Genomic DNA, 22,315 nt, shown 5'->3' on the forward strand with positions numbered 1-22,315 from the left:
CGGCGGGCGGACTGACCTGCCGCCAAGGGGGGTGTGACTTCCATGGCGCTTCGAGCCTACAGAATCGGCGTTGCCGTACCGGGAACGCCGCGCGGCGTCCCCCGAACCAGGACACGACCACAGGCCCACGATGTGCCCCGGGCGCCGGCGCGACCCGTGCCATCGGGCGCGAACCGCCACGGGCCGCGAGTACGGCCACCGGGACGCTTCCTCGAGACGCAGGTGTGAACGGCCGGAGGGTCCCCGGCGACCATGCCTCGTGGATGTACCGGAGGGGGCGAGACGGGAGCTTTAGGTATAAGCGGGGAGGCCATTGGACAAATCTTCAGGGACAAGCAGTCATGAAATGGAAGAATCCGGTCAAGCGTGTGCCTGGCAGGAAAGGCCGGCGGATTCACATTGCTTTTGCGCGTGTGTGAGGTCGGGCAACCCGTCCTGTCACGGCCTGCGAGGCATTAGCCTTGCGTTCGTGAGTCTGCGCCTATACGACACCAGCACCCGTGCGGTCCGCGACTTCGTCCCCGTCCAGCCTGGCCGGGTCTCGATTTACCTGTGCGGGGCCACTGTGCAGGCTCCGCCGCATATCGGGCACATCCGGTCGGGCGTCAACTTCGACGTCATCCGCCGGTGGCTGACCCGGTCGGGGTACGAGGTCTCGTTCTGCCGCAACGTCACCGACCTCGACGACAAGATCATACGTGTCGCCGCCGAAGAGGGCGTCCCCTGGTTCGTGATCGCCGAGCGCAACCAGCGCGCGTTCACGTGGGCCTACGACGCCCTCGGCTGCATCCCGCCCACCGTCGAGCCCCGGGCCATGGGCCACATCCCCGAGATGATCGAGCTGATCCAGCAGCTGATCGACAAGGGCCACGCCTACGCCGCCGGCGGCGACGTCTACTTCGACGTCATGTCCTACGCCGAGCGTTACGGCCGCCTCTCCAACCAGCGTCCCGAGAACATGCGGGCCGCCGGGGACACCGACACCGACTCCGCCAAGCGCGACGGCCGCGACTTCGCGCTGTGGAAGGGCGCCAAGCCCGGCGAGCCCACCTGGCAGACCCCGTGGGGCGCCGGCCGCCCCGGCTGGCACCTCGAGTGCTCGGCCATGGCCACCAAGTACCTCGGCGAGACCTTCGACATCCACGGCGGCGGCGTCGACCTGATCTTCCCGCACCACGAGAACGAGGTCGCGCAGTCGCAAGCGGCCGGCGACGGGTTCGCCCGCTACTGGCTGCACAACGGCATGCTCAAGATCGGCGCCGAGAAGATGAGCAAGTCCCTCGGCAACTCCCTGCTGGTCCCGGCCATGCTCACCAAGGTGCGCGCCGTCGAACTGCGCTACTACCTGGTCGCGGCGCACTACCGCTCCGCCATCGACTACTCCGAGGAGGCCCTGGCCGAGGCCGCCACCGGATACCAGCGCATCGAGGGCTTCGTCACCCGCGCCGCGGAGGTCATTCACGACGTCGACGCGGCGGCCCCGCTCCCGCAGGCGTTCGTGGACGCCATGGACGACGATCTCGGCGTGCCGCAGGCGCTCGCCGTGGTCCACGAGATCGTCCGCGAGGGCAACGTGGCGCTCGCCAACGGCAACAAGGAGCAGGTCGCCCGGCTCCTCGCCGAGACGCAGAACATGCTCGACGTCCTCGGCCTCGACCCGCGAAGCGCGCAGTGGCGCGTGTCCGGCGCCGACAGCGGCCTGCGCGACACGGTGGACGACCTGGTCAAGGTGGCTCTGGAGCAGCGCCAGGCCGCCCGCGCCCGCAAGGACTACGCCGCCGCCGACGCCATCCGCGACCAGCTCGCCGCCGCGGGCGTCATGGTCGAGGACACCCCCCAGGGCCCTCGTTGGGAACTGGCCCGCTGATCGCGCCGGTAGGCTGACAGCATGGCAGGTGGCGGTAAAGGGTCGGGCAGGCCCGGCAAGAGGCAGGGTGCCACGCGTGGCACCGGTGGGCAGGGCCGCAAGACCCTGCAGGGCAAGGGCGCGACTCCGCCTGCGCACGAGAGGCACTGGTACAAGGACAAGCAGCGGGCCGCCAGGGCCGCCGTGGCCGCGGCCGGCGCCCCGCCCAGCTCCGCCGACCGGCCGGCGCGTCCGGCCCGCGGCGGCAAGCGGGAGGACGGCCCCGAGTTCATCGGCGGGCGCAACCCGGTGCTCGAGGCGCTCCGCGCCGAGGTGCCCGCCACGGCGCTCTACGTCGCCCAGCGCGTCGACAACGACGACCGCATCCGCGAGGCGATCAAGATCGTTTCCAACCGCGGCATCGCCCTGCTCGAGGCCGGCCGCGACAAGCTCGACAGGCTGACCGAGGGCACGATCCACCAGGGTCTCGTCCTCCAGCTTCCGCCCTACGAGTACGCCCACCCCGAAGACCTGGTCGAGCGGGCCCACGAAGCCGCCGAGGTCCCGCTGATCATTGCCCTCGACGGGGTCACCGACCCGCGCAACCTCGGAGCCATCGCCCGCTCCGCCACGGCCTTCGGCGCCCACGGCATCCTGGTGCCCTCGCGCCGTTCGGCGGGCGTGACCGCGGGCGCGTGGAAGACCTCCGCGGGCACCCTTGCCCACCTGCCGGTCGCCCGGGCCGCCAACCTCACCAGCACCCTGCGCGAGTATCGCGACCAGGGCCTGTTCGTGGTCGGCCTGGACGGCGAGGCCTCCGCCGACATCGGCGACGTCGAACTCGCCACCGAGCCCCTGGTCGTCGTGGTCGGCTCGGAGGGCAAGGGCCTGTCCCGGCTGGTCCGCGAGTCCTGCGACGTCGTGGCCCGCATCCCCATGAACGCCGCCGCCGAGTCACTCAACGCGGGCGTGGCCGCGGGCATCGCCCTCTACGAGATCAACCGCCACCGCCGCCGCCGCTGACCTCCCGCCCCCTCGTACGCTCTCGCCACACCAACATCGGTGACGGTGCCCGCGCCATACGACTAAACTCGTAACGCGCCACCCCCGCCGACGTAGCTCAATCGGCAGAGCAACGGTCTTGTAAACCGTAGGTCAGGGGTTCGATTCCCCTCGTCGGCTCCCACGTCAGAGGCCCCCCGCGAAGATCGCGAGGGGCCTTTTGCTAACACCTTTGCTAACACGAGCTACGCGGCAGCATCCTTGATCGCCGTCGCGAAGACGTCTGCCGCCGCCGCCATCTGCTCATTGATCACGTGTGCGTACACGCGGAGGGTGATCGCGGGGTCGGCGTGGCCGAGCCGAGCGGCGACCACATCTAGTCTTCGACGGTCCCTCACCGGCATAGCCCGGCGGTGCGGTCGAACTCCGCATGCCGTAGGCGGGAGCCCTGCCTGGCAGGCGAGCAGGAAAACTGGTCGCCGACGTGTTGTGGACGCAACGGTCGCCCGAGTTCGGCGGTGAAGACGCAACCGCTGTCGCCGCTGTTGTAGCGGTGCAGGAAGTCTCCGAGGGCATCGGTCCGTTCGTCATTGCTGGCGTAGGGCCGTAGGGGGGCCTGTTCCTCTACCAGGCGCCCGACGGCATCGAATCGATCCGTTTAACTGTGAAAGTTCGACACAGGTCTGGATGGTCCTGAGCATGCCGATTCTCGATCTTGGACCCGTGTTCGAGGCGTCCAACGCGGCCTGAAACTTACATGACGTCTAGGACCGCGTGATCTCATCGGGCGTGATGGGAGCCAGACGGCCGAAGTGATCCAGTCTCTGGGAACCCTGAGCATTGACGGGTGGGAGCCTGGGTCTTATGTGTGATGTCGGCCATGCTGTCGAATCGATACGACGATCCCTTACGAGGAGACAGGATGCCCCCCCTCAGGCCGTCGGCTTTCGCCGACGAACGGCGACGGCTTGAACGTCCGGGCGGTGGCGCCCGTGGAGGGGCGGCCGGACCCGGGATGTGCCTCACAAACAGGATTCACCCGAAAGGATTGCCGATGAAGCGGAGCGACCCCTCCTCCCGTTTTCGACGTACGGCGAGCAGGTGGCCGGCTGTGGTGGCGGCCTTGCTGGTCGCGACGATCGGGGTTCAGCCGGCTGTGGCGGCACAGCGGTCCGCGCCGTCGGAGTCCGCCGCGACGGAGTCCACCGCGACGGAGTCCACCGCGACGGTTGTCGCCGCCGCTGGGGACATCGACGGTTTCACCGCGGGCAATGCCGCGGTCGCTTCGGTCGATCTCGCCGGGACGTGGAGTTTCACGCCGGCGGGCCGGTCGGCGACCTCGATCAAGGTGCCCGGAGGCGGCTGGTACAAGCAGGGGTTCACCGATGTGTCCCAGGCGGTGTACTCGCGGACGGTGACGGTGCCGGACTCGGGACAGCCGCAGTCGGCGTGGATCGAGTTCGGCGCCGTGAACCACCAGGCGACCTTGTCGGTGGACGGCCGCGTGGTCGCGACGCAGACCACGGCCTTCACCCCGTCGAAGTTCGACATCAGCGCCTACGCCGCCCCGGGGACCACTCATACGATCAGCGTCGACGTGAAGGGCCGCGGCGCGTTGAAGGCATCCAACGGCCGGTACCTGGTGCCCGACGCCGCCGAGTGGTCCGAGGCGGTCCCCCAGGGGATCTACCGTTCGGCGTTCCTGCGGGTGTACCCGGCGGTGTACGTCAGCGACACATTCGTGCGTACGTCGGTGGCGAACAAGACGTTGAGCTACGACGTGTCGGTGCGTAACACCTCGGACAGTTCCCGGTCGGTGACGTTGACCGGGTCACTGTCGTCCAACAACGGAACGGCTTTCAGCTACCCGGAACTGCCCAGCCGTACGGTCACCGTGGCGGCCCACTCGACCGGGACCGTGACCGTCGGGGCGGTCGCGTGGAACCTCGACAGCACCTCGTACTGGTGGCCCAACGTGCCGTACCGGTCGGGGTACCGGGCGCAGCTGCACCGGCTGACGGTGCATGCCGCCACCGACGACGGGCACACCAGCGACGCCACGTACCGGTTCGGGTTCCGGGAGGCCACCCAGAACGGCGAGTACTACTACCTCAACGGCGTGCGCGCGAACTTCCGCGGCGACAACCTCCAGGGTGCCGACTACGACCGGATCAACAACGGCGGCAAGGGCGACGCCTACGACACCCTGCCCGGATTCCTTCCGCCTTCGTCGGGCAACGGCGGCTGGCCGCAGGCCGTGGACAACTACCAGCGGCTCAACTACAACGTGGTGCGCGTCCACCAGGAGCCGGCCAGCCCGTACATGTTGGATGTCGCCGACGAGATGGGCCTGATGCTCATCGACGAGGTCGCGATCCGCGGCTCCCAGTCCGGGCAGGATTGGATCACCGGGCACGACAACATGGTCAACCACGCCCGTGCGCTGGTCCTGCGCGACCGCAACCACCCCGCGGTCATCCGCTGGAGTCAGAACAACGAGCCGAACCAGAGCGGCCAGGATTCCGAACAGTTCGAGAAGGACCTGTACGCGGCGATGAACGGCGCCGACGGCACCCGGCCGATCATTGCCGAGCTGGGCGTCGGCGCGAATCTCAACATGTATCCCGGGATGACGTACGCCAACTTCGCGGTGATCTCGCACTACGTCGACGGCTTCGGCAGGTACGGGGAGGGCCTGATCACCGTGAATGGGCGGCCCGAGGGCGAGGGCGAGTTCATCTGGCCGGCATGCAACACCAAGCAGGGCTTCGAGTGGTTCGCCACGGCGACCCTGGCCAAGCGCGGCAAGGGCGCCGCCGATCTGCGTCCGTACACGCTGCTGTCCGCGTGGGCCGGTTTCGTGCCCGGCGTGCGTTCCACGGACTTCACCCCGGAGGAGGGCGGTCATCCGCTCTACGGCGCGGACAACCTCTCCGACCCCTGGAGCAACCCGCAGATCCAGCGCGTGCAGGCGGCGTTCAACCCGGTGGCGGCGGTCGACCTGCCGTTCTGGTCGGCCTCGGGCGCATCGGACTCCAACGGCACCTTCCCTCTGCCGCAGGCCGTGCCCACCTACGCCCGGAACGCCACGGTCACCCGCAACATCACCGTCTTCAACGACGACTTCGCCGACACTTCGGTGGGATTCAACTGGACGGCGCGGCTCGACGCGCCGGACGGCGCGGTCGTCGCGTCCGGAAGCACGACCCTGACCGTCCCGCTCGGCTCGCGGGTCACCCAGCCGGTGTCCTTCACGACCCCGGCCACCGGCAACCGCGTGTACCTGCAGCTGTCGACCACGAAGTCCGGTAGCCCCGTCTTCACCGACGCGGTGGAGTACTTCAACCTCGGCGGAAGCGGCGGAAGCGGACCCGCACCGGGCACCTACCGCATCGTCAACCGCAACAGCGGCAAGCCGCTCGCTGTCGCGGGCAACTCCACCGCCGACGGTGCCAAGGTGGTCCAGCAGAGCGGCACCGCCACCTGGACCATCGCCACAACCTCCGACGGCTCCTACACCCTCAAGTACGTCCCGAGTGGAAAGATGCTCGACGTCAACGCCGGCAGCAGCACGGCCGGGCTGCAACTGCAGCAGTGGACGGCCAACGGCGGCACCAACCAGATGTGGTATCTGCGATCCACCGGCAACGGCTACTACACCATCGTCAGCCACGACAGCGGACTGGTGGCGGACGTCTCCGGTGCGGCGACGAGCGACGGGGCACAGGTCGTGCAGTGGGCCGCCAACGGCGGGGCCAACCAGCAATGGCAATTCAACCAGACCTGACCGGACGACCCGGTTCTCGCCTGCTGCCGCGGCGTCGACCGCTACCCCTGGCCGCTCCGCCCTGCGGCCAGGGGTAGCGGCGAGATGTCAACTCCGAACGTCGGCAAGCGACCACCACCGAGCACCTTGTCTCCGCTCCCATCGGTACGGGCCGGCAGACCACCGCAGTGAACGCATCGAACCGCCTCGCTCGCGAGCGGTAGGCGCTCGTCATTGATCGAACCCCCATGGGGGTTCGATCAATGACGGTCAATGGACCCCACGCTGATGGAAGTTCCGCAACCGTCGGCCAGCTCCTACAACCATGAGGAGATCCACATGGCTTGTTCGCACAGCTCGGGGGGCCGCAGCGTTCGACGGTCCACGGTGATGGGCGCCACGGCCGTCGTGTTGGTTCAATCACCGCCGCCATCCCTATGAGGGGCGTTATGGAATCGCAGTCCGAGCAAGAACGCCAGAGGGGGAAGCATGTTGGCCATCGCCTTCATCGCGCATCCCCGTGGGGGCGATAAGCCGCCTCCGGTGCGCCGGGTGATGATCTTGCTAACGCGGATGCTAACTGCGTCCCGAGACGGCCGTAGACGTCGACAGAAGACGATCAAGCCAATCAGCCCGCTGAGCAGGCAGGAAGAGACGCTGAGGGACAGGAGTAGACGATCTTCTTCCGGCTTGTGAACCGTAGGTCAGGGGTTCGATTCCCCTCGTCGGCTCCCACGTCAAAGGCCCCTTGCGATCTTCACAAGGGGCCTTTGTCGACAGGTTCGCTAGCAGCGGCTATGCGGCGGGGCTGGGCTGGCAGACGCCGGGCAACCTACACACCTTGGCGGCCATCTTCCTGGCGTTCTTGGTCAGTCGGCCGGGGGCGTAGATTCCCTCGTCGGTCGTGTAGATCATCAGTGCCCGGCCCCGGCGCGCGGTGATGCCGGTCATCGTCACGTTCACGCTGCCGTCCTGCCAGGTCTGGTAACCCATGCCCATGGCCTCGTCTCCCGCCTTGGCCTTGCTCATCCGCCATTGGATCTTGAGTTGGGGCGCCGACGGGTCGCCCTTACGTGCGCACCGCTTGACCTCGGCGCGCAGACGGGTGAGCGCGGAATGGGCGCTCCGGGGGCTGTTGTAGATGACGAGTTGTTCGGAGGAGCTGCTAGGGCCGCTGGTCCAGTGCGTGATCGTGCGGGCGGCCACCCGGCCGCGGTCGACGGCGTGCCGGTGCCGGCACGGGTTCAGCTCCAACGGCTTGGTGAGCTTGTCGCTGATCTCGTAGCCCTGTTCGTCCGCCTCATGGGGGTCCTGGACCCTGCGCGCGTCGCGTTCGGTGAGCAGGAAGTTCTTCGGAATCTCGGTCACGGTCGCCGGGGACAGGGCCAGCAGCAAGGAGAGCGTCACGCTGATCATGAAGAGTTGGACGACGGCGGGAACGGCTTGGTTCTCGGTCCTCTCGCCGGATCGGCTCAGGGAGGCCGGGGTTGAACCGCCTGCGTCCCTTTCCGGCCTCGCGTCTGTGGCCCTGGCATCCCTCGTCGGCTCCCACGTCAAAGACCCCTTGCGATCATCACGAGGAGCCTTTTGCCCGGTTGCCCATGCTGTCGCAGGAGCGCTCGTAGGGCAGTTGGGGGATGAGGTTCTTCCAGCCGTCGGGAGTGATGTCAGGTTTGCTGAGCCGCCCGCATATCTGCTCGGCGACCCGTCGAGGGTCGATGCTCCACGCCAGTGGCGGGCCGATCCCGGTGGCGACCACGGTCCGGTTCCGCGCGTCGTAGGCCACAGCGACGATCTTGTGGTCGGCGGGCAGGCTGGCCAGCAGGGTCTTGTCGCGTATCTTCCAGATGCGCACGGTCATGTCATCGCTCGCGCTGATGAGGGTCGCGCCGTCCGGGGCGTAGACCAGGTCGTTGATCTGGGCGGTGTGCGCGTGCAGAGTGGCGGACACCTTCCTGGTGGCGAGATCGTAGAGGCGGATGAGGGTGTCACCGCCTCCGCCCGTGGCGAGCGTGCGGCCGTCGGGGCTGAAGGCGAGCGCCGGCACGCTCCCGGGTTGCGAGAGCCGGTCGCCGACCAGTGAGTTCCGGCGCGTGTCCCAGAGACGGACGATGCCTTCGAAGCTTCCGACGGCCAGGGTCCGCCCGTCCGGGCTGTAGGCCAGCGACTGGACGCCCTGTGTCAGGGCCGTCGCCCGGGTGAAGGCGGGGTCGCCGCCGTTGCCCTCGAGCGTCGCGCGAAGTGAGCCGTCGGCCGGGTTCCACAGGCGGACCGTGGGGTCGTAGATGGCGGAGGTGGCCAGCGTGCGGCCGTCCGGGCTGAAGGCGATCGCGTTCATCACGCCGTGGTGGTGGGTGGTGATGGTCCTGAGCAACTTCTGACGGGGGACGTCCCACAGGCGCACGGTGCCGTACCGGTCGGACCGGTCGCCGGACGCGACGGCCAGCAGCGTCCCGTCCCGGCTGAACGCGACGGCCATGGGGGTATGGCCCAGACCGGGGAATGTCGCCACGCGCCGGCGCGCGGGCATCGAGTACAGGACGACGTCGGACATCTCGGCCACCGCCAGTAGGTTCCGGGCGGGCGAGAAGGCCACCGTGATACCTGGGCTGAAGCGGCCGTTGAGGAAGTTGCCGCGCGTGCTCCACAACTGGACGACGCCGTCGGAGCCGGCGCTGGCCAGTGTCGCGCCGTCAGGGCTGAATTCGACGCTGTTCACCTGGGCGATGTGACCGGTCAGATCGGCGAGCGGCCTGTCGCCCGCCGCGTGGTCCCATATCCGCACATGAGAGTCGTAGCCACCTGCGGCGAGGAGACTGCCGTCCGGGCTGAACGCCAGGCTGGAGACACTCCTGCCGGCGTCGTCACCCGCGATGGTCTTCATCTGCCTGCGCCGGGGGAGGTCCCAGAGCAGCACTCCGCCGTCCTCGGCCGACACGGCCAGGGTGCGGCCGTCCCGGCTGATCGCCAGCCTGGTGTTCAGTTTCGCGGCGTGGCGGGTCAGCGAACGGGTGAACCGGCGGTGACGTACGTCCCAGAGTCGCACGGTGCCGTCGGAGGAGGCGATGACCAGAGTCCGTGTGTCCGGAGTGAAGCCCGCGTGGCTTCCCTGGCCGACCTCGAACGGCGCGACGACCAGGCGGCGGCGGACGACATCCCAGAGGCGCAGCTCGCCCCCGGCGCTGATGCCGGTCAGCAGCCTGCCATCGCGACTGAAAGCACCGAAGGTGACTTGTTCGTCGTCACCTGTCTCCAGCGCCGGCAGAGCCTTCGGATGACCACGGTCGGTCACCTCCCACAGGCGGATCATCCCCCTCATCGTGGCGGCCAAGGTCGTGCCGTCGGGACTGAAGGCGACGGTCGTGATGTTCATGGTCGTGCCCGGTTCGGCGGGGTTGGGGATCGTGGTGATCTGCCGATGGGTCGTGGCATCCCACAACTCCACCTCTCCGTTCTTGCCTCCTGTGGCGATCGTCTTCCCGTCAGGGCTGTAGACCGCCTTCCAGAGAAGCGGCGTGACGTTCCTCGGATCGAGCGTGTCGTCGAAGTGCTGGTTCTGGGTGCCGAGCAGCGCGCTGATCGCCTGGACGCTGTCCGGGGCCAGGCGGTAGGCCTCCACCGCCAGTTTGTGCGAGCCGAGGGGATTACCGGTCGCGTACTCGGACGCCACCTGGGGGGCGATCTGGCCGGACACCGCCACGCGATGCTGTTGCTCGGCGGCGGCCCTGCTCTCCCGGATCGTGACACCACCCGCCACGGCCACCATCAGGATCAGGACACCCAGCGCGGCGGCGAGGCGCGTCCTGATCCTCCCCCTTCTCCGGGTACGTCGGCTCTGGCGGAGGAAGTCCTGTTCCAGTGCGCCGAGTTCGTGGTCGTGCCCGGCCGCCCACGACTCCGCGGACTCCAGTGACGCGCCGCGCAACAGCAGGTAGGGATCACGATTCTGCTCGTGCCAGGCCGTCGCCGCCGTCGCCAGCCGTTGACGCAGACGTAGCTCGTCGCGGTCCTCGGCGATCCACTCACGCAGCCGTGGCCAGGCGCGCAGGAGCGCCTCGTGGGATATCTCCGCGCCCTTCTCCGTCACGCTGATCAGACGGGCTTTGACCAGCGCGTCCCGCGCCGCGATGACAGGGGCGGGGGTGACGCCGGCCCTCGCGAGAAGCCCCGGCAGGTCGATCTCGCGTCGTGTGTCCTCCGTCTCCTCGCCGATCTGGACACCGGCGAGGAGGATCCTCCGGATGGCCTCGCGCCCCTCGTCGTCCAGGCCGTCGTGCACCTTCTCCGCGCTCGTGGTGACCGACCGCCAGATCCCTCCCGCGGCGCGGTAGCCGGACATGGTGAGGGTCTTGCCCTCCCTGTTCCGCCAGGTGGCCAGGAGCGCGTGGGAGAGCAGGGGAAGCGCGCTGAGCACATCATCCTCGCCGGGCCGTAGATCGTGGAGCAGGAGGTCCACGAGTCCCGGCTCCAGTGACAGCCCGGCCGTCTCGGCGGGGCCCTCGATCGCCCGGCGCACCTGCGGCTCGGTCATGGGCCCGACCGGCACGTGCCCCGCGCCCAGGGCGGTGAGCAGGCCCGGATACGCCAGGCAGTAACCGTAGAAGTCGGCTCTGACGGCCGGTACGACCAGTGCGCGGGCAGGGTCGGCCGTGCACAGGGCGTGGATGAAGGCGTTTCGCTCGGCGGGGTCCTGGCAGCGGGTGAACACCTCCTCGAACTGGTCGACGACCAGGATCAGGCGGTCGGTGGGCCGGCCCTGGTCCTGCAAGGTCCTTTCGATGAGGCGGTTCACTGCGTGCGGGGCGTCGAAGAGTTCGTCGGCCGCGTCGTCGCCGGCTTCCTCAGGGGACATCGCCCGGACCAGCGCGGTCAGAGGGCTGTCGCCGGGGGTGAGGATGAGGGGCAGCCATCCGTCCTCGGCGCCGGCCAGTGCCGGCAACAGTCCCGCGCGCAGTACCGAGGACTTTCCCGAACCCGACGGGCCGATCACGAACAGGGGACCCGTTCGCCGGACGCCGACGGTCCGCACGAGTTCCCCGATCAGTTCCTCTCTGCCGAAGAAGAGACGGGCGTCGTCGGCGGTGAACTCGAACGGCTCCAGTCCCCGGTAGGGACAGGGCCCCTCCGCCGGAGGGATTCTGGTCTCGGGGCCGGGAAAGGTGTAGGCCCGGTTCTGGGTGAGGGCGATTTCCCCCGCCCGTCCGAAATGCTGGGGAAAGTGCTGCGGAAATCCCCGCCTGGGCAGTTCCCGGTCGAGATAGCGGCTGATGTCGTCCAGGCTCAGCATGCGTGGTCCGAGTTCGTCGCCCTCGCGCAGGACGGTCAGCAGACATCCGGTGTACGCGGTGTGCCGCGCGCCCATGGGAGCCAGGGCCTGCTCGTCCCGGGCGGCGGCCGCCAGCAGGTGGCTGCGCCGCACCCGCATCCGTCCGAAGGCGTCACTGATGGCGCTAGCCGCCGCGCCGTTCGCCCGTCCGGCGAAGCAGCAGTCCAGGACGACGATGATCGTTTCCGCCGGGCTGGCGATGAGCGCCTCACGCACCGCGGAGTACGGCAGCGCCTTGTACGTGAGTCCCGTGCTCGGCCCGTCGGTGGCGGAGGTGGCGAGGTAGAGCTCACCGTGCGCGTCGAGGAGCCCGTGTCCCACGAAGGAGAACAGAAACGTGCCGCGCGCCTGCGAGGCCGCCCTGGCCAGCGTGCTTCCCAGCTCCGCCGGGTTCGCCGGATCCACGAGCGTTTCCAGGCGGCCGGGGGCGAGCCCACAGCACTCCACCAGGGCGAGCCCCAGGTCCCGCGCCGTCGTGGCGGCCGCCTCGACGTCCGGCAGGGCGGAACCCCGGACATGGCGGGCGGTGCCGGCCACGAGCGCCCGGCTTCCCGGGCGTTCCAGCGCTCGGCCGGCCGATTGCGTTTTGAGGGTCACCCGCGCTCCGAGGGCCCTGGTAACTCCTGGTCCTGAGGTCGGCGAGTTCCTTCGTCTTCGCCCATGGCGCCTTCGAGCCGGCGGGTCAGTTCCGTGAGTTGTCCCGAGTCGAGCCTTCGGACGTTCCTGGCGGTGAGCGTGATCTCCCCGCCGTCCGGCCGGCGGACGGTGATCTCGACGTCTCCCACCCGCCGCCGCAGCCACGCCACCAGTGCGCTCGCCAGTGCGGTCGCGATTCCCCCCTGGCCGACGGCGGCGACGAGCACCTCAAGTGTCCCCAATCGCCCTGGACCGGGCGGGGTTCCCTGATTCTGGACGTTTCCCAACAAGTCGGGATCGTCGTCCAGCCAACGACGCAGAGCGTCGACGCTTTCCTCGCCCGTGACGGCGATCTGCACATCCATGGCGTCCACCCTATAGAAATTCGCCTATTGGCGGCATGCGCCACGAAAGCATCTCCGAACATCAAGGCCGATCTTGATCTTCAATGTAGCCCTGAAGATGGGGATTTCGCGTTCTTCGACTAATAATTCAGCTTTGTGCGAGATTGAACCGTTTTATGGGCTGGCTAACCAATGTCGGCAGCGCCGGCGGCGACCGGTTGGACGTGAGAACGGCGATCGAAGGGTGAGTAGGTCAGGTCATCTCACAGGCTGCCGGGGTGTGCGCGCTCATCTCTGACGTCGGGCGAAGGCGGGCGCTCGTAGGCCACTTCGAACCATACGGTCCGCCCCGCCTCGTCCTCGTAGACCGACCAGGTCTTCGACATCAGATCGACGAGCATCAGGCCTCGCCCGCCCTCGGCATACGGGTCGTGGCAGACCTGCGGGGTGCTCTCCCCGCCGGCGTCCACCACGTCGACGTGGACGAAGTCCTGGCAGTCGGCCAGCGCCAGCGTCACCGTCCCCCCGTCTCTGGAGTCGGAATGGACGACGGAGTTGGTCACGACCTCGGAGACCAGGAGTGTCACCTCGTCGAGCGCGGGATGGCCGGCGCCGAGCTTTCGCCGTACGTACTCACGAGCCAGAGCGACCGATTCGGGGACGCAGACGAGATCGACAACGCCCAACAGGTGTCCAGTCACCATGCGCTCGCCTTCGTTCGCGGAAGTCCGCGTCGAAACTCACGGAGTCACGCGGGGGGCACGCTGGGACACTAGGAGCGGGTGATCGATCGGCTCAACCAACTTGCACGGACTTGCACGATCAGCTGAGAGCTCCGAGCGCCTTGGTGATCAGAGCACGGGCCTTGCCGCCGTAGACCGCGTGCGCGGCCAGTTCCGTGAACCCTTTGACGTAGAGCGCGATCTCGCGAGGTTGGGTCACCGTCACGGCCGCCGACAGCATCTCCACGAACACCCGCTGGTCGTCGTAGATCGAGAAGGTCTCCATGGTCCACAACTTCCGGCGAGCCGCGAATGGAATGATTCCCAGGGACACCGACGGCAGCGACATGCCTTCGAGCAGCTGCCCGAGCTGGCCGGCCATCACGTCATCGTCCGCGACACGGTCGTACAGGACCGACTCCTCCACGACCATCGCGAACCGGTGATCCCCCTCGTAGAGGAGCCGGGTACGTGCCGCGCGCGCCTCCACGGCCTCGTCGATGTCCCGCGGAGCCTCGTGGAACTCGGCGAACGATGTCAGCACCGCGCGCATGTAGCCGGGCGTCTGGAGGGGCCAGGGCATGAAGCTGGAGCAGTAGAACCGGAACAGGCGGGTCTGTTCGTACAGCGACACCCGCGTCTCCTGTAGCCGCTTCATGCCGCTGCGCTGTAGCCGCCGCCACTCCACGTACATGCTGTCGGCGTCACGAGTGGCGGCGATCAGGTCTGCGGCCTCGCCCTCGGCGTCGCAGATCCGGCACCAGGTGCGGATGTCCTCGTCCGAGGGAAGGGTGCGCCCGCGGATGAGGCGCGAGCACTTGGATTCGTCCCAGCCCGCGGTCTGGGCCAGGGCGCGGGCGGTCAGCCCTGCGTCCCGCAGGAGGTCGCGGAGGCGGTTTCCGATGGCGCGGCGGGCCTGCTCGGCGCTGGAGGAGGGGGAGGCGGACACGTGCGGCAGATGGTCAGAGCGGCTTGTACTCGGCGTGGTCGATGCCACGTTCCCACACGCGCTCGAAGGCCGTCAGGCAGAGCTTGACCACAGAGGGATCGTCGCACAGCTCGTGGCCGGCGGGCTCACCGGACCCGGAGTGGAAGTGGAAGAGGACCACGCGCTCGTCGAAGAGCCAGAAGTCGTTCCCCGGGAGCGCGAGGTCGGAAGCTCGTCGTCGTGACAGCCAGCGGACCTGCTCGCCGCCCGCGAGGTTCGCGAACGGCGTCGCGGAGTGCTCGTACCGGATGTAGTCGCTGACCGGCTCGGAGACCAGCCGCGCACGACGGATGACCACACCCCGGGCGACGGTCCTGCGGACCAGGTTCACCCACGGAGCGTCGAAGGCGGTGCGGTCGAAGGGAACGCCGTCCCGCCATGCCCGGAAGCCGGGGCTCGCGGTGCCATAGCCGTCGCGCATCTCCAGGTGCAGCGCGGAGCGCCGGCACTGAGCGAACAGGTCATCCCATGTCGCGGTCGCCATCACGGCACGCCTCCAGCAAGTAGTCACGCATCCGCGCGGGAAGCCTAATGATCATCTCGTCCGGTGCGAGAGGACTCCTGGCGACCACTTGGGCCACGTCCACAGGATCATCGACCACGATGCCCTGGATCACCACGCTGCCGTCCGCCTCGTCCACCCAGATGGAAGGGCAGCCGCCGTGCTCGCTGTCCGTGTCGATGCCGATGAACCGTAGCGCCATGACTGCCTCCCGTGCTTCGGATGTGTGCAGACTTGCGACATCACGACACTGACCGGCGTCTCCACCCTCAGTCAATAGCACCCGTTCCAGCGGGCTCGCCGCCGCCCGGCGGAACGGCCGGCACAGGCAGGGCGTGACAAGCTTTGGACAAGCCGGCGTGACTAGCGTTCACCGCAGCCAAGCCGGGAGTCGCCATGCCTTCTTCGGTGTCCGCAGGGCCGCGCATTCGTGTGGGCAAGAAAGATGGCGCCTGTTTTCCCATGGCATGCGGAGTACTGATCGCGTTGTGCGGCGCGCTGACGGCCTTCGCGTTCAACGCGGTCTACGCGAAGGGCTGGATCGATCTGGAGGTCTACCGGGAAGGCGGGGCGGCGGTACTGCGGGGCACCTCTGTCTATGACCTGATCGTCGGTGGAAGGTCGCTGCAGTTCACCTATTCGCCGTTCGCGGCGATGCTGTTCACGCCGCTCGCCCTGGTCGAGATGGAGACCGCCTCCGGCATCTGGGTGCTGATCTCCATACTCGCCCTTGAGGCGGTGATATGGATCCTGGTCGGCCTTACTACGGTGAAGCGCCGTGGCCGCCGGGCGACTCACGCATTGCTGGTCGTGATCGCGGCGCTCCCCTTGTATCCGGTGGCGCTGACGCTGTGGAACGGGCAGATAGGCATCATCCTGCTACTGGTGATCGTGGCAGATCTGACGCACGGCAAAGAGAAGTGGCGTGGCATAGGAACGGGCATCGCCGCCGGCATCAAACTCACTCCGCTGATATTCATCCCCTATCTCCTCCTCACGCGTCGTTACCGGGCCGCCCTGATGGCCTGCCTCGGTTTCCTCGGCACGGTGATCCTCGGATTCCTGCTGCTGCCGGCCGATTCGCGTGACTACTGGGGTGGCGCGTTCTTCGACACACACCGGGTGGTCGCCGGGCAGGGCGTGGACTTCTTCAACCAGTCGCTTCGCGGCGTGCTCGCGCTCGTGCCCGGCTCGTGGCCCATCATGCCCGTCTGGCTCGCCCTGTGCGCGGTCGTCGGCACGGGCGGACTTCTGGTCGCCGCACGGACCTGGAAGAAGGCGGGCGAGCTCGCCGGAATCACCGTCACCGGGATCGTGGGGCTGCTGGTCTCGCCCGTTTCCTGGCCGCACCATTGGGTCTGGTGCATACCGCTCCTGATGGTGTGGGCACAGCGCGCTCAGCGTGTGAACGCTCCGCTGGAGAAGGTGGGCGTGGGGTTCCTGTGGTCGATATTCCTGCTGCCGGGATATGTCGCCCTGGCGACACTTCTCGTCTATCCATCCCACGCTGGAATGTGGTTGATGTCGCTGACGGGCAGTTATGTGCTCAGCGGATTGTCGACGTTGCTGGCGCTCGCGGTCCATTTCGGCCGGAGCGAACGGCGGCGGGGGAAGCGCGCGTCAGGCGATCCGTTCGCCGTCGTTCCGGGATAGCCGCCACGCATGGCGATCTTCCGGCCCGCCAGTGGGGGTGCGACGATCTACCGCACGACATCGAAGGGTGACAGGGTGCGTGATCTCGCCTACGCGACGATGGCACTTCCTTCCATTTCCAACGTATAGCGCACCGGGGGGCTTGCGGCAAGACCCGGGTCTTGCCGCAGAATCGACGGCCGGACACAGCACCGACGAGAGATATGGGGGAAAACGTGGGTGTGTCGTCGATGTACGGGGGGCGCGACGCTCGGGAGCCGGTGAGTCGGCCGGCGATCGCCGTGCGGTGGAGCACGGTCGCCTCGGAGGTGTCGCGATGATCGAGCAGTACGTGGTGGACCTTCGAGAGGTCGACGAGACGCAGGTCGCGGTCGTCGGCGGCAAGGCCGCGCACCTGGGCGCGCTGTCGCGGATTGAAGGCATCCGCGTGCCGGCCGGGTTCTGCGTGACGACGGCGGCCTTCCGGCAGATCATGGCCGAAGCGCCGTCCATGGATGATCGGCTCGATCGGCTGTCGCGCCTGAAGTCGGACGACCGGGAGGCGATCCGCACGCTCAGCGCGGAGATCCGCCGGACCATCGAAGGGACCGTCGTCCCGGGCGATCTGGCGGCGGTGATCGCCGGCGCGCTCGCCGGGCCCGGCGAGCAAGCCGCCTACGCCGTGCGATCCAGCGCGACGGCGGAGGACATGCCGACGGCCTCCTTCGCGGGCCAGCAGGACACGTATCTGAACGTCATGGGGCCGGCGGCGATCCTGGAGCACGTCAGCCGGTGCTGGGCGTCGCTGTTCACCGAGCGGGCCGTGACCTACCGCCTGCGGAACGGCTTCGACCACCGCAAGGTCCACATGGCCGTGGTCGTGCAGCGGATGGTCTTCCCGGACGCGGCCGGGATCCTGTTCACCGCCGACCCCGTCACCGGCGACCGGAAGGTCGCCACCGTGGACGCCGGGTTCGGCCTCGGCGAGGCCCTGGTCTCCGGCCTGGTGAACCCGGACGTGTACAAGGTGCGCGACGGCGAGGTCGTCGCCAGGGCGGTCGCCGCCAAACAGCGTGCCCTTCACGCCCTGCCGGCCGGCGGGACGCAGGAGGTGGCGATCGACCCGCGGCGGCAGGATCAGCCAGCGCTGACGGACGCGCAGGTCGTGCGGCTCGTGCGACTCGGACGACGGATCGAAGCGCATTTCGCTCGCCCGCAGGACATCGAATGGTGCCTGGTCGACGACGACTTCCAGATCGTGCAGAGCCGGCCGATCACCACGCTGTTCCCCGTCCCGGCGGCCCGCGACGGGGAGAACCGCGTCTACCTCTCCGTCGGCCATCAGCAGATGATGACCGACGCCATGAAGCCCCTGGGGTCGTCCATGTGGCGACTGACGGCCATGACGCCGATGTACGAGGCAGGTGGGAGGCTTTTCGTCGACGCCACCCGGCAGCTGGCCTCGCCCGCGGGCCGTGCCGCCTTCCTGAGAATGGCCGGCAGGTCGGATCCGCTGACCAAGGACGCGCTGGAGACCCTCTTCGATCGCCACGACTTCGTCCTGACGCCCCCGGACGGCGCTCCCGGCGGGCCGCCGGCCGGCGGCGCGCCCGCCCCGATCGCGACCGATCCGGCCATCGTCACCGAACTGGTCGAGCGCAGCCAGGCGTCCATCGACGCCCTGCGGCGCGACGTCCGGGCGAAGACCGGACCGGCGCTGTTCGACTACCTGCTGCTGAAGGCCTTCCCGGAGCACAAGCGGATGGTCGGTGATCCGCTGAACATGCAGGTGATCATGGCGGGCATGGAGGCCACCTGGTGGCTCAACGACCGGCTGGAGGAGTGGCTGGACGAGAGGAACGCGGCCGACACCCTCACGCTGTCCGCCCCCGGCAACGTCACCTCGGAGATGGGACTGGCGCTGCTCGACGTCGCGGACGTGATCCGCCCGCATCCGGAGGTGGTGGCGTTCCTGCGGGGCGTCCAGGACGACGGGTTCCTGGACGAGCTGCCGAAGTTCTCGGGCGGGACCGAGGCGCGCGACGCCATCGAGGCATACCTCGACCGGTACGGCATGCGCTGCGTCGGCGAGATCGACATCACCAGGCCGCGCTGGCGTGAACGCCCTTCGACGCTCGTGCCCCTGATCCTCGACCACGTCAGGAACTTCGAGCCGGGCGCCGCCGGGCGCCGCTTCGAGGAGGGACGGCAGGCTGCCCGGAACAAGACGCGGGAGGTGCTCGAACGCCTGCGGGCCCTGCCGGACGGGGAGCGCAAGGCCGAGGAGACCGAGCGGATGATCGAGCGCGTTCGCACCTTCATCGGCTACCGGGAATATCCGAAGTACGGCATCATCAGCCGCTACTTCGTCTACAAGCAGGCCCTGCTGGAAGAGGCCGAGCGCCTCGTGCGGGCCGGGGTGCTCCCTGAGAAGGAGGACATCTTCTTCCTCACCTTCCAGGAGTTCCACGACGCGGTGCGTTCGAACCAGGTGGACGACGAGCTGATCCGGCGGCGCAAGGACGAGTTCCGCGCCCACCAGGCGCTCACACCGCCCCGGGTGCTGACCTCGGACGGCGAGGCCATCACCGGGGCGTACCGGCGCGACGACGTGCCGGCCGGCGCCCTGATCGGCCTGCCGGTCTCCGCTGGGACCGTCGAAGGGCGCGCCCGCGTCATCCTGGACATGGCCGAGGCCGATCTCGAACCGGGCGACATCCTCGTCACCTCCCACACCGACCCGAGCTGGACGCCTCTCTTCGTCGCCATCGCCGGCCTGGTCACGGAGGTCGGAGGACAGATGACCCACGGAGCGGTGATCGCACGGGAGTACGGCCTGCCGGCCGTCGTCAGCGTGCTGGACGCCACTCGGCTGATCACCGACGGGCAGCGGATCCGCGTGCACGGAAGCGACGGGTACGTCGAGCTACTGCCCTGACCGGCCGGCCACCGGCAGGTCTTCCCCCGGCGTGATCACGGGGAGGTGACGCAGACGTCACCGGGAAGGGTGCAGGGCCTCCGCTGGTCACTTCTCTCCCGGATGTACGAGCGCAGCAGGTGATGCAGGGTGTAGCGCTGCGGGGTGTGCTCGATGAGGAGGTGGGCGGAGGTCAGCTCGGTGAGCCGGGCCTGGGCGGCGTACCTCGGCAGTCCGGTGATCGCGGCCACCCCGGCGACGTCGACCTCGTCGCCGGGGTGCACCGCGAGGAGGTGGAACAACCGCCTGGCCTCCGGGCTCAGCGGCTCGAAGGAGCGGGAGAACGCGACGCGCAGATCGGTGGCGTCGTCATCGGTGCCGGTGAAGTAGTCGAGAGTGCCATGTGCCGAACGGATCTCGGCGGCGATGGCGGCGAGGGAGAAACCGGGCCGCCCGGCGACCCGGGCCGCCACCGCCGCGAGGGCCAGCGGCAGTCCGGCGCACTCGGTCGTGATCTCCTGGACGGCCGCCGGTTCGGCGGCGACCCTGGCGACGCCGACACGCGCGGCGAGGAGCGCTTCGGCGTCGCCAGAGCCCATCGGCCCGACGGAGATGGGATGCGCGCCCTCCGAGGCGATCAGCCCGGACAGCTCGTTGCGGCTGGTGATGATCGCCAGGCATTCCGGGTGTCCGGGGAGCAGGGGCCGCACATGCTCGGCGTCGCGAACGTCGTCCAGGACGATCACCATGCGGCGCCCGGCGAGAAGGCTGCGGAACAGTCCGGTCTGCGCCTGCAGGCCCTCGGGGATGTGGTGCGCCGGCACGCCCAGAGCATGCAGGAAGGAACGGAGGGCCTGGCCGGGTTCCACGCTCACACCCGTGGGATCGAATCCGGCCAGATCCATATAGAGCTGGCCATCCGGGAAACGGTCCGCGATAGCGTGCGCCCATCGCAGTGCGAGGGCGGTCTTGCCGATGCCGGCCATGCCCCTGATCGCGACCACGGGAGCGGGCACGGCTTCCAGCGCGTCCAGTTCCCGCCGGCGTCCGACGAAGACCGGCAGAGACGCCGGCAGCTGCTCGGGCTTCGGGCGGGTCGCACCGAGTGGCGGGGGATCACCGTGTCCCCATTGCAGGGCCGGGTCGGCCCGCAGGATGCGACGGTGCAGGCTCCGCAGATCAGGGCCGGGGTCGGCTCCGAGCTCCTCGCCCAGCGACCGCCGGAACTCCTCGTAGGCGAGCAGGGCCTCGGCCTGTCGCCCTGATCGGTACAGGGCCATCATCAGGAATTCCCGAAGCCGTTCCCGCATGGGCTCGGCCGTCACCGCGGCGGCCAGTTCCTCCAGCACCTCGCGATGCCGGCCGAGTTCGATCTGTACGCCGAACAGTTCCTCCAGGGCCGCGACGCGCCGCTGCTCCAGCCGGACGCGCTGCCTGTCGACCAGGTCGCTGTGCACGTCCGCCATCGGGACGTCTCTCCACAGCGCCAGTGCGCCGCGGAGGTGATGGGCCGCCGCCGGGAGATCACCCCGCGATCGCGCCGATTCCGCGGCGTCCACGCCGATGATGAACCGTCCGGCGTCGACCTGCCGAGGATCGAGCCGCAAGGCGTATCCGCCGGAGGTGGAACTGATCAGCTCTGCCTCGCCGTGGCGGGCGAACAGATGCCGCAGCCGGTAGATATAGGTCCGAATAGTGCCGCCGGCCGCCCGTGGAGCCGCATCCCCCCAGAGGACGTCCGTGATCGCGTCCGCGTGGAGAGGCCTGCCCTCGTTCAGCAGGAGAAGCAGCAGCGTGAGCCGCTGCTGCCGCGAACCGAGCGGAAGCTCGACGCCGTCCCGCCTAACCCTTACCGGCCCGAGGATCTCGAAGCGGAGGCCCTGGTGTGTCTCCGAACCCGCCTTCCGGCCACCAGCGGACTCCTCCACTGCGTGATCCCAAGGCGCGGGCCGGACCGGGCACCCGATTTCAGCTCGGGATCCCACGGGATCCTCCTCATGCGTACCGATGGCAGGACGTCGGCATGACGCGGGACACCACGGGTGAGTCCGGCCGGGCGAGTGTGGGGCCGATCACACGGTCCACCTTTCCCCGGGCCGGCCGCGCCGACCGCACCGAAGCGTCATCACTTTGCCACGTCAGCGGCCGGACCGAACCGTATCGTCCAGAAGCAATGTCTGGACGAGCGGGTCGTGCCCCTTCGCGGATCACTCATCCCCGCCCGTTCGGCGTGCTCCAGCCCTGCGAGGGCGCCGGGTGCGGCGGAAGGCCCCCTGGTCTCTGTCGGTGACTGGCGCCGTTGACGCGCCATCGACGATCTGTCGACGATCCGTCGACACGGCGCTGTTAGGAATCTCCGTGAAGAGCGCGGCTGCCGGACCGGGGGCGGTGGGACCGGTGGCGCGCTCTCGCCGTAGCGGCGAACGGGTCCCCGCTCACCGCGCCTGGATCCATCACCGGGGAAGCTCCGCCGCGGAGATCACCGGCCCCGGACCGCGTCCAGGCCGGCCCTCGGCGTGAAGAGATCTTCACCCGTGGGGCCTCCGCCGTGAACCGGACATCCGTTCCAGGCCGGCGGCCGGCCATGCTCGTCGCTCCTCCCACATCCGCAGATCGAAATGCTCGTACAAGGAG

Annotated in this window: 13 protein-coding genes and 1 tRNA gene; 6 read left to right on the forward strand and 8 right to left on the reverse strand. The window is 68.7% G+C overall.

Features of this window, described 5'->3' with window-relative positions; genetic code table 11:
* Positions 1 to 469 precede the first annotated feature (469 nt).
* From cysS to ABZU32_RS15060, 4 genes are all read left to right on the forward strand, one after another.
* Positions 470 to 1,867, forward strand: a complete 1,398-nt coding sequence (gene cysS, locus ABZU32_RS15045; RefSeq protein WP_354922133.1) for a cysteine--tRNA ligase — start codon at positions 470 to 472, stop codon at positions 1,865 to 1,867.
* A 21-nt stretch (positions 1,868 to 1,888) separates the two neighbouring features.
* A complete protein-coding gene (gene rlmB, locus ABZU32_RS15050; RefSeq protein WP_354922136.1) occupies positions 1,889 to 2,869 on the forward strand; it encodes a 23S rRNA (guanosine(2251)-2'-O)-methyltransferase RlmB in 981 nt (326 codons plus the stop codon).
* Positions 2,870 to 2,955: 86 nt separating this feature from the next.
* Positions 2,956 to 3,028, forward strand: a tRNA-Thr gene (locus tag ABZU32_RS15055).
* An 874-nt stretch (positions 3,029 to 3,902) separates the two neighbouring features.
* Positions 3,903 to 6,635, forward strand: a complete 2,733-nt coding sequence (locus tag ABZU32_RS15060; protein ID WP_354922139.1) for an RICIN domain-containing protein — start codon at positions 3,903 to 3,905, stop codon at positions 6,633 to 6,635.
* A 774-nt stretch (positions 6,636 to 7,409) separates the two neighbouring features.
* Here ABZU32_RS15060 and ABZU32_RS15065 read toward each other — a convergent pair.
* From ABZU32_RS15065 to ABZU32_RS15095, 7 genes are all read right to left on the reverse strand, one after another.
* Positions 7,410 to 8,021 carry a hypothetical protein gene (locus ABZU32_RS15065; protein ID WP_354922142.1) on the reverse strand — a complete coding sequence of 204 codons (612 nt, stop codon included), beginning with the start codon at positions 8,019 to 8,021 and terminating at the stop codon, positions 7,410 to 7,412.
* A gap of 166 nt (positions 8,022 to 8,187) precedes the next feature.
* The gene (locus ABZU32_RS15070; RefSeq protein ID WP_354922145.1) at positions 8,188 to 12,537 is read right to left on the reverse strand and encodes an AAA family ATPase; all 4,350 of its coding nucleotides are present in this window, start codon (positions 12,535 to 12,537) and stop codon (positions 8,188 to 8,190) included.
* Complete coding sequence (locus tag ABZU32_RS15075; RefSeq protein ID WP_354922148.1) at positions 12,534 to 12,941, reverse strand: hypothetical protein; 408 nt, start codon at positions 12,939 to 12,941, stop codon at positions 12,534 to 12,536. The genes ABZU32_RS15070 and ABZU32_RS15075 overlap by 4 nt, the downstream gene beginning before the upstream one ends.
* Before the next feature lie 242 nt (positions 12,942 to 13,183).
* On the reverse strand, positions 13,184 to 13,624 hold the full coding sequence (locus ABZU32_RS15080; RefSeq protein ID WP_354922151.1) for an ATP-binding protein: 441 nt from the start codon (positions 13,622 to 13,624) through the stop codon (positions 13,184 to 13,186).
* 118 nt (positions 13,625 to 13,742) lie between these two features.
* Positions 13,743 to 14,591: a helix-turn-helix transcriptional regulator gene (locus ABZU32_RS15085; protein WP_354922154.1), complete on the reverse strand. Its 849-nt coding sequence runs from the start codon at positions 14,589 to 14,591 to the stop codon at positions 13,743 to 13,745.
* Between the two features lie 13 nt (positions 14,592 to 14,604).
* The gene (locus ABZU32_RS15090) at positions 14,605 to 15,114 is read right to left on the reverse strand and encodes a DUF6879 family protein (protein ID WP_354852359.1); all 510 of its coding nucleotides are present in this window, start codon (positions 15,112 to 15,114) and stop codon (positions 14,605 to 14,607) included.
* Complete coding sequence (locus tag ABZU32_RS15095) at positions 15,092 to 15,334, reverse strand: hypothetical protein (RefSeq protein WP_354852361.1); 243 nt, start codon at positions 15,332 to 15,334, stop codon at positions 15,092 to 15,094. The genes ABZU32_RS15090 and ABZU32_RS15095 overlap by 23 nt, the downstream gene beginning before the upstream one ends.
* Positions 15,335 to 15,528: 194 nt before the next feature.
* Here ABZU32_RS15095 and ABZU32_RS15100 point away from each other — a divergent pair, with 194 nt between their 5' ends.
* Positions 15,529 to 16,785 (forward strand): glycosyltransferase 87 family protein, encoded by a 1,257-nt coding sequence (locus tag ABZU32_RS15100; protein WP_354922157.1) that lies wholly within the window; start codon positions 15,529 to 15,531, stop codon positions 16,783 to 16,785.
* A gap of 316 nt (positions 16,786 to 17,101) precedes the next feature.
* The gene (rph, locus tag ABZU32_RS15105; RefSeq protein WP_354922160.1) at positions 17,102 to 19,702 is read left to right on the forward strand and encodes a rifamycin-inactivating phosphotransferase; all 2,601 of its coding nucleotides are present in this window, start codon (positions 17,102 to 17,104) and stop codon (positions 19,700 to 19,702) included.
* A 35-nt stretch (positions 19,703 to 19,737) separates the two neighbouring features.
* Here the strand turns inward: rph and ABZU32_RS15110 are convergent, their stop codons facing one another.
* Positions 19,738 to 21,609 carry an AfsR/SARP family transcriptional regulator gene (locus tag ABZU32_RS15110; protein WP_354922163.1) on the reverse strand — a complete coding sequence of 624 codons (1,872 nt, stop codon included), beginning with the start codon at positions 21,607 to 21,609 and terminating at the stop codon, positions 19,738 to 19,740.
* Between the last annotated feature and the right edge of the window lie 706 nt (positions 21,610 to 22,315).

The organism is Sphaerisporangium sp. NPDC005288 (assembly GCF_040607475.1).
GTDB classification, from domain to species: Bacteria; Actinomycetota; Actinomycetes; order Streptosporangiales; family Streptosporangiaceae; genus Sphaerisporangium; species Sphaerisporangium rhizosphaerae.

Coding starts and splice junctions, on each gene's coding strand:
- rlmB (WP_354922136.1), top strand. CDS start 1,889: ATGGCAGGTGGCGGTAAAGGGTCGGGCAGGCCCGGCAAGAGGCAGGGT.
- ABZU32_RS15060 (WP_354922139.1), top strand. CDS start 3,903: ATGAAGCGGAGCGACCCCTCCTCCCGTTTTCGACGTACGGCGAGCAGG.
- ABZU32_RS15075 (WP_354922148.1), bottom strand. CDS start 12,941: ATGGATGTGCAGATCGCCGTCACGGGCGAGGAAAGCGTCGACGCTCTG.
- ABZU32_RS15080 (WP_354922151.1), bottom strand. CDS start 13,624: ATGGTGACTGGACACCTGTTGGGCGTTGTCGATCTCGTCTGCGTCCCC.
- ABZU32_RS15090 (WP_354852359.1), bottom strand. CDS start 15,114: ATGGCGACCGCGACATGGGATGACCTGTTCGCTCAGTGCCGGCGCTCC.
- ABZU32_RS15095 (WP_354852361.1), bottom strand. CDS start 15,334: ATGGCGCTACGGTTCATCGGCATCGACACGGACAGCGAGCACGGCGGC.
- ABZU32_RS15100 (WP_354922157.1), top strand. CDS start 15,529: ATGCCTTCTTCGGTGTCCGCAGGGCCGCGCATTCGTGTGGGCAAGAAA.
- rph (WP_354922160.1), top strand. CDS start 17,102: ATGATCGAGCAGTACGTGGTGGACCTTCGAGAGGTCGACGAGACGCAG.